The organism is Streptomyces phyllanthi, assembly GCF_009377205.1.
GTDB lineage: Bacteria > Actinomycetota > Actinomycetes > Streptomycetales > Streptomycetaceae > Streptomyces > Streptomyces phyllanthi.
In genome coordinates this window covers 1-6,852 of the sequence record NZ_VJZE01000476.1, presented here as the reverse complement: position 1 = coordinate 6,852, position 6,852 = coordinate 1, and the positions used below count along the sequence as shown (strand labels likewise).

Here is a 6,852-nt window from a genome sequence, read left to right as displayed (position 1 = left end):
GGGCACCCTACCCCTGCACCCCCGGCGGCAGCCGCCCCGCAGCGGTACGCTGACCAGGCCGCATCCACGTTCGGAAGGACACCTCATGCCGCTCGAAGCCGGCCTCCTGGAGATCCTCGCCTGCCCGGCGTGCCACGCCCCCCTCAAGGAGGAGGCCACCGAGCTGGTCTGCACGGGCCAGGACTGCGGCCTCGCGTACCCCGTCCGGGACGGCATCCCCGTACTCCTCGTCGACGAGGCCCGCCGCCCCGAGTGACCCACGGGCCCGTAAGCGGGTACGCGGAAGGAAACCCCGGCGACAAGGGCAACCCGGCGATCGGAGGCTGCCGCCCATGCTCGACGAATCGCTGCTCGACACCCCCGACGCCCTGTCGGAGGCGGACAACCGCGGCCTGCTCCGCGGCGCCGCCGAGGCGGGCGCCCGGGTCCGCACCGCCGTCCGCCTCGCCACCGAGGCCGGCATCCCCGATCTGAAGCCCGACGGACGCCCACGGGCCATCCTGATCGCGGGGCCCGGTATGGCCTCCGCGGGCGTCGCCGACCTCCTCGGCACCCTCGCCGGCTCCGGCTGCCCCGTCATCCGGCTGCAGCCCACCGGCGTGGCCCCCGCGGCCGGCGCCCTCCGCTGGGAGCTGCCAGGCTGGGCGGGCTCACTCGACCTCCTCCTGGTCGCCACCGCAGACGGCACCGAACCGGGCCTGTCGCTCCTGGTCGACCAGGCCTACCGCCGCGGCTGCACCGTCGTCGCCGTCGCCCCCGGCCGCACGCCGATGTCCGACGCGGTCGAAGGCACCCGCGGCCTCTTCGTCCCGATGGCGACCGCCCCGTACGAGCAGGAGGTGCCCCTGGGCGCCGCCGCCCCCGGCATCCTGTGGGCCCTGCTGACCCCGATGCTCGCGCTCCTCGACCGCACGGGTCTGATCACCGCGCCGCCGGACGCCCTGCAGAAGGTCGCCGACCGCCTCGACCACGTCGCCGAGCGCTGCGGCCCGGCCATCGCCACCTACAGCAATCCCGCCAAGAGCCTGGCCGCCGAGCTCGCCGAGTCCCTTCCGCTGCTCTGGACCGAAGGCCCGGCCGCGGGCCCCGTGGGACGCCGTTTCGCCGCGGCGCTGGCCGAGTTGGCGGGCCGCCCCGCCCTCGCCGCCCAGTTGCCCGAGGCGCTCGTCTCGCACACGGTCCTGCTCTCCGGCGCCCTGGCCGCGGGCGCCGACCCCGACGACTTCTTCCGCGACCGCGTCGAGGAGGCGGCCGCCCTCCACGCGCGCGTGGTGCTCCTGCGCGACCGTGCCGAAGGCGCCCTCAGTGCCGCCCCGGCCGCCCGCGAACTGGCCCTCACCCACGACACCGCGATCAGCGAACTGGAGCCCGAGGAGGGCGGCGACCTCGAGACCCTCGCGGAGCTGATCGCCGTCACGGATTTCGCCGCCGTTTACCTGGCGCTCGCCTCGTCGACGTGAGGTGGACCCGCACCCCGTGACCAACGCCGGGGCCGAGCAGCGCACGTACCGGAGACAAGGACCCATGGACCGCCTCGAGAACACCGTCCGCCCCTACGCCTGGGGCTCCACCACCGCCATCCCGCGCCTCCTGGGCGTGGAACCGACCGGCGAACCGCAGGCGGAGATGTGGATGGGCGCCCATCCCGGCGCACCCTCGCACACGGCACGCGGTCCCCTCACCGAGGTGATCGGCAAGGCCCCGGAACGTGAACTGGGAGACCGGGCGGTAGCGAAGTTCGGCCCCCGCCTCCCCTTCCTCCTCAAGATCCTCGCAGCCGGAGCCCCCCTCTCGCTCCAGGTCCACCCCGACCTCGAACAGGCCAAGGAGGGTTACGAGGACGAGGAGCGCCGCGGTGTCCCCGTGGACGCCGGCCACCGCAACTACAAGGACGCCAACCACAAGCCCGAACTGATCTGCGCCCTCACGGACTTCGACGGCCTCTGCGGCTTCCGGGCCCCCTCGCAGGCCGCCGATCTGCTCGCCGGCCTCGACGTCGACTCCCTCAAGCCGTATGTCGACCTGCTGCACGCCCACCCCGAAGAGGCCGCGCTGCGCGAGGTGTTGACCGCGGTGCTGTCGGCCGACCCCGAGGAGATGTCCCGCACGGTCACCGAGGCAGCGGCCGCCTGCGAACGCCTCGGCGGCGCCTACGCCCCGTACGCCGACATCGCCCGCCACTACCCGGGCGACCCCGGGGTCATCGCCGCCATGCTCCTCAACCACGTCCGGCTCCAGCCCGGAGAGGCCCTGTTCCTCGGCGCGGGCGTACCGCACGCCTACCTGAACGGACTCGGCGTCGAGATCATGGCCAACTCCGACAACGTCCTGCGCTGCGGCCTGACGCCCAAGCACGTCGACGTCCCCGAACTCCTGCGCATCGTCCGCTTCGAGGCGAGCGACCCCGGCGTCCTGCGCCCGGAGGCGTCCCCCGAGGGCGAGGAGATCTACGAGACCCCCATCGACGAGTTCCGCCTCTCCCGTTACGTCCTCCCGGAAGGCACCACCGACCACGACCTCACGCGGACGACCCCGCAGATCCTGCTGTGCACGGCGGGTTCCGTACAGGCCGGCGAACACCGGCTCGGTCCCGGCGGATCCGTCTTCGTACCGGCCGGGGAGAAGACCACGGTGTCCGGGACCGGCACGGTCTTCCGCGCCACGGTGGTGGCCTGACGGGACCTGATCACGCCCCGGGACGGGCCGGGATGTGCCCGATCGGTGACCTCGCGCGCCGCTGCCGGACCGGGCTGCAACAATGCCCCCTGCAAAGGGCGGGCAAAGCCCGGCCGGCGACGGACACAAGCGCAGCAGCGTAGGCGAAGGGACACCCCGGACACATGAGCGCGTCAGGCGGCACCAAGGCGATCGTGGCGGCACTCGCCGCCAACCTCGCGATCGCGGTATCGAAGTTCGTGGCGTTCCTCTTCAGCGGATCGTCCTCGATGCTTGCCGAGTCGGTGCACTCGCTCGCCGACTCCGGCAACCAGGGCCTGCTGCTCCTCGGCGGCAAGAGGGCCCAGCGCGAGGCGACCCCGCAGCACCCGTTCGGCTACGGCCGTGAGCGCTACGTCTACGCCTTCCTCGTCTCCATCATCCTGTTCTCGGTCGGCGGCATGTTCGCCCTCTACGAGGGCTACGACAAGATCAAGCACCCGCACGAACTGAGCCACTGGTACTGGCCGGTGGGCGTCCTCGTCTTCGCGATCATCGCGGAGACGTTCTCCTTCCGCACCGCGATCAAGGAGTCCAACGCCCTGCGCGGCAACAAGTCCTGGAAGGAGTTCGTCCGCCATGCCAAGGCCCCCGAACTCCCGGTCGTCCTCCTGGAGGACCTCGGCGCACTGGTCGGTCTGATCCTGGCCCTGGGCGGCGTGGGCCTCGCCCTGCTCACCGGCGACAGCGTCTGGGACGGCATCGGCACCCTCTGCATCGGTGTCCTGCTCATCCTGATCGCGATCGTCCTGGCGGTGGAGACCAAGTCGCTGCTGCTCGGTGAGGCCGCGGGCGCGGAAGAGGTCGCGAAGATCGAGAAGGTCCTCGTCGACGGCGACACCGTCACGGGCGTCATCCACATGCGCACGCTCCACCTCGGCCCGGAGGAGCTCCTGGTCGCCGCCAAGGTCTCCGTCCAGCACGACGACACGGCCGCCCAGATCGCCTCCGCCATCAACGCCGCCGAGGCCCGCGTCCGTGAGGCCGTCCCGATCGCCCGCGTCATCTACATCGAGCCGGACATCTACAGCGAGACCGAGGCCGCGAAGGGACCGGACCGCGAGGCCACGCCCGGTGGACCGTCCCCCACGCCGGACCACTGACGGTTCCCGCGGTACGAACGGAGCCGACCGGCATACGAGCCGGACACCACGCGAGGGCCCGCCGAGAAGTCCGGCGGGCCCTCGCGTGGTGTACGCCCACCCGGGCACGAGCGAGCACGTACGGGCCTGTGCACCCGGACCGACAGCCGCTCTCTCTCCCCCCGGATGACGACAATCCCCCACCGAACCGCCCGCCTTGGCCGGATCTGTGCGCAGGCGGACTGGGGACAGCCGGGCGGTCCGGTGTAGCTTGGGACGGAGCCAGACGTCGCTGCTGATGGCGGTCGGGCGGTCCCATCGAGGACCGACCGAGGGAGAGAGGGCCTCCGACGGACTGCGCTGCGCGTACGCGGGCATGCCTGTGCCCTTCTTCGGGCACTCCTGTGTCCGCAGCCGCGCAGACCAGCCGTACCCACCCTCGACCCGAAACCGAGGAGCAGCTCACCATGACGACTGTCGACAAGCGACAGGACTTCAAGGTCGCCGACATCTCCCTGGCCGAGTTCGGCCGCAAGGAGATCACCCTCGCCGAGCACGAGATGCCCGGCCTGATGGCGATCCGCAAGGAGTACGCCGAGGCCCAGCCCCTCGCCGGCGCCCGTGTCACCGGCTCCCTGCACATGACCGTGCAGACCGCCGTCCTCATCGAGACCCTGGTCGCCCTGGGCGCACAGGTCCGCTGGGCCTCCTGCAACATCTTCTCCACCCAGGACCACGCCGCCGCCGCCATCGCGGTCGGCCCGAACGGCACGGCGGACAACCCCCAGGGCGTCCCCGTCTTCGCCTGGAAGGGCGAGACGCTGGACGAGTACTGGTGGTGCACGGAGCAGGCGCTGACCTGGCCGGACAGCCCCACCGGCGGCCCGAACATGATCCTCGACGACGGCGGTGACGCCACCCTCCTCGTCCACAAGGGCGTCGAGTACGAGAAGGACGGCAAGGTCCCCGACGTCGACACCGCCGAGAACGACGAGCACCGCGTCATCCTCGAACTCCTGCACCGCACCATCTCTGACGGCTCGCAGAAGTGGACCCAGCTCGCCTCCGAGATCCGCGGTGTGACCGAGGAGACCACGACCGGAGTCCACCGCCTGTACGAGATGCAGCGCGACGGCATCCTCCTGTTCCCGGCGATCAACGTCAACGACGCGGTCACCAAGTCCAAGTTCGACAACAAGTACGGCTGCCGCCACTCCCTCATCGACGGCATCAACCGCGCCACCGACGTCCTCATCGGCGGCAAGACCGCGGTCGTCTGCGGGTACGGCGACGTGGGCAAGGGCTGCGCGGAGTCCCTGCGCGGACAGGGCGCCCGCGTGATCGTCACCGAGATTGACCCGATCTGCGCACTGCAGGCGGCGATGGACGGCTACCAGGTCACGACCCTCGACGAGGTCATCGACAAGGCCGACATCTTCATCACCACGACCGGCAACAAGGACATCATCATGGCCTCGGACATGGCCAAGATGAAGCACCAGGCGATCGTCGGCAACATCGGCCACTTCGACAACGAGATCGACATGGCCGGTCTCGCCAAGATCCCGGGCATCGTCAAGGACGAGGTCAAGCCGCAGGTCCACACCTGGACCTTCCCCGACGGCAAGGTGATCATCGTCCTCTCCGAGGGCCGCCTGCTGAACCTGGGCAACGCCACCGGTCACCCGTCGTTCGTGATGTCCAACTCCTTCGCGGACCAGACCCTGGCCCAGATCGAGCTGTTCACCAAGCCCGACGAGTACCCGACCGGCGTCTACACGCTGCCCAAGCACCTCGACGAGAAGGTCGCCCGCCTTCACCTCGACGCGCTCGGCGTGAAGCTGACGACGCTCCGCCCCGAGCAGGCCGCGTACATCGGTGTCGAGGTCGAGGGTCCGTACAAGCCGGACCACTACCGCTACTGAGCCGACCACCACCGCTCAGCGAGACCGCGTCCGTGCACTGACGCGCTCACTCCGAGCAGCAGGTCCCAGGCAGGCCCCCCGCGCCCCCGTGCCGGGGGGCCTGCCCGTTCGGCCCGACCGCGCCCGTCAGGACGACCGCACCAGCACCCCGTCAAAACCAGGACCCCCATGCCCCGCGGCCGATATTCGCTCCACGATCCGCACGACCACTCCCTCCTGGGCGAAGAACACTTCCAGTGCGCGCCCGGCCCCTCCGGCTGGCGCTATGTCTCCCAAGTCACCACCCCCTCCGGCGACCACGCCGGCTCCCTCGACCTCGCCCTCGACGACCTCGGCCGCCCCATCCGCCTCGAACTGCACGCCGCGAGCTGGCAGGTCCGCGGCGCCGCGCTCGACGGCGTCACCTGGGTCCGTACCGATCCCACCGGTACGCACGCCACCGAAGGCAATGTCCGCGCTCACGCCTTCACCGGCACCTCTCCCGCGTTTCTGATCGCCACCGCTCGTCTTCTGCGCCTCACCCCCTCGGCGTCCGCAACCCGCGTACGCCTCGTCGCCTTCACCGACCCGGTCCTCGCCCCCCGCACCGTCGACCAGTCCTGGGCCTTGGTCGAAAGAGAAGCACACGCCACTGACAGCGGCCCCCTGACCGTGGACGAATACCAGGTCACAGCCCTGGACACGGGGGAGCGGCACACCGTCCACATCTCCGGCGACGTGGTTCTGGCGGCCCCCGGAATCGAGCTGGAGCACCTCGAATCGCCACCGTCGGTGTTCAGCTGACGAAGACCGCACCACAACAGCGCACATGAATGCCCCAGCGGTCTGCTCCCGCTCAGCCGCGCGCCGAACGCCTCATTTCACGAGGGCGGCACGAATCCGGTGCCCGGACGGTCGGCCTGCCCGCTTGCCTCGTCCGGGGGAGGGACGGTCTGTGCGGCCTGCACGACCGGGGACTGCGCCACCGGCGGGTACGCGTACGCACCACCTGTGCTCTGCCCCGGGTACGGGCTTCCCGCCGGGGCCGCCGCGGGTGGGCTTTCCACGTGCGGGCTTTTCACGTGCGGCGGGTAGAAGGAAGCAGGCAGCGGCTGTGCCGCCGCTCCGTTCCCGCTCGGCCCCCCCGGCCC

General features: G+C 71.0%; 6 protein-coding genes. All 6 read left to right on the top strand.

The window, feature by feature from the left end; all coding sequences use genetic code 11:
• Positions 1 to 85 precede the first annotated feature (85 nt).
• The 6 genes from FNH04_RS38505 (at position 86) to FNH04_RS38475 (ending at position 6,505) form a co-directional block, all read left to right on the top strand.
• A complete protein-coding gene (locus FNH04_RS38505) occupies positions 86 to 256 on the top strand; it encodes a Trm112 family protein (protein WP_152790548.1) in 171 nt (56 codons plus the stop codon).
• A 76-nt stretch (positions 257 to 332) separates the two neighbouring features.
• Positions 333 to 1,460: an SIS domain-containing protein gene (locus FNH04_RS38500; protein WP_152790546.1), complete on the top strand. Its 1,128-nt coding sequence runs from the start codon at positions 333 to 335 to the stop codon at positions 1,458 to 1,460.
• Positions 1,461 to 1,524: 64 nt separating this feature from the next.
• Positions 1,525 to 2,676: a mannose-6-phosphate isomerase, class I gene (gene manA / locus FNH04_RS38495; RefSeq protein ID WP_152790544.1), complete on the top strand. Its 1,152-nt coding sequence runs from the start codon at positions 1,525 to 1,527 to the stop codon at positions 2,674 to 2,676.
• Positions 2,677 to 2,840: 164 nt separating this feature from the next.
• Positions 2,841 to 3,818 carry a cation diffusion facilitator family transporter gene (locus FNH04_RS38490; protein ID WP_152790542.1) on the top strand — a complete coding sequence of 326 codons (978 nt, stop codon included), beginning with the start codon at positions 2,841 to 2,843 and terminating at the stop codon, positions 3,816 to 3,818.
• 446 nt (positions 3,819 to 4,264) lie between these two features.
• Complete coding sequence (gene ahcY, locus FNH04_RS38480) at positions 4,265 to 5,722, top strand: adenosylhomocysteinase (RefSeq protein ID WP_152790540.1); 1,458 nt, start codon at positions 4,265 to 4,267, stop codon at positions 5,720 to 5,722.
• Positions 5,723 to 5,890: 168 nt separating this feature from the next.
• Entirely contained in the window at positions 5,891 to 6,505 is a 615-nt protein-coding gene (locus tag FNH04_RS38475) for a hypothetical protein (RefSeq protein WP_152790538.1), read from the top strand.
• Positions 6,506 to 6,852 lie beyond the last annotated feature (347 nt).

Excerpts from the sequence above, each read along its gene's own strand:
- FNH04_RS38505 (WP_152790548.1), top strand. The coding sequence starts at position 86 with ATGCCGCTCGAAGCCGGCCTCCTGGAGATCCTCGCCTGCCCGGCGTGC.
- FNH04_RS38500 (WP_152790546.1), top strand. The coding sequence starts at position 333 with ATGCTCGACGAATCGCTGCTCGACACCCCCGACGCCCTGTCGGAGGCG.
- manA (WP_152790544.1), top strand. The coding sequence starts at position 1,525 with ATGGACCGCCTCGAGAACACCGTCCGCCCCTACGCCTGGGGCTCCACC.
- FNH04_RS38490 (WP_152790542.1), top strand. The coding sequence starts at position 2,841 with ATGAGCGCGTCAGGCGGCACCAAGGCGATCGTGGCGGCACTCGCCGCC.
- ahcY (WP_152790540.1), top strand. The coding sequence starts at position 4,265 with ATGACGACTGTCGACAAGCGACAGGACTTCAAGGTCGCCGACATCTCC.
- FNH04_RS38475 (WP_152790538.1), top strand. The coding sequence starts at position 5,891 with ATGCCCCGCGGCCGATATTCGCTCCACGATCCGCACGACCACTCCCTC.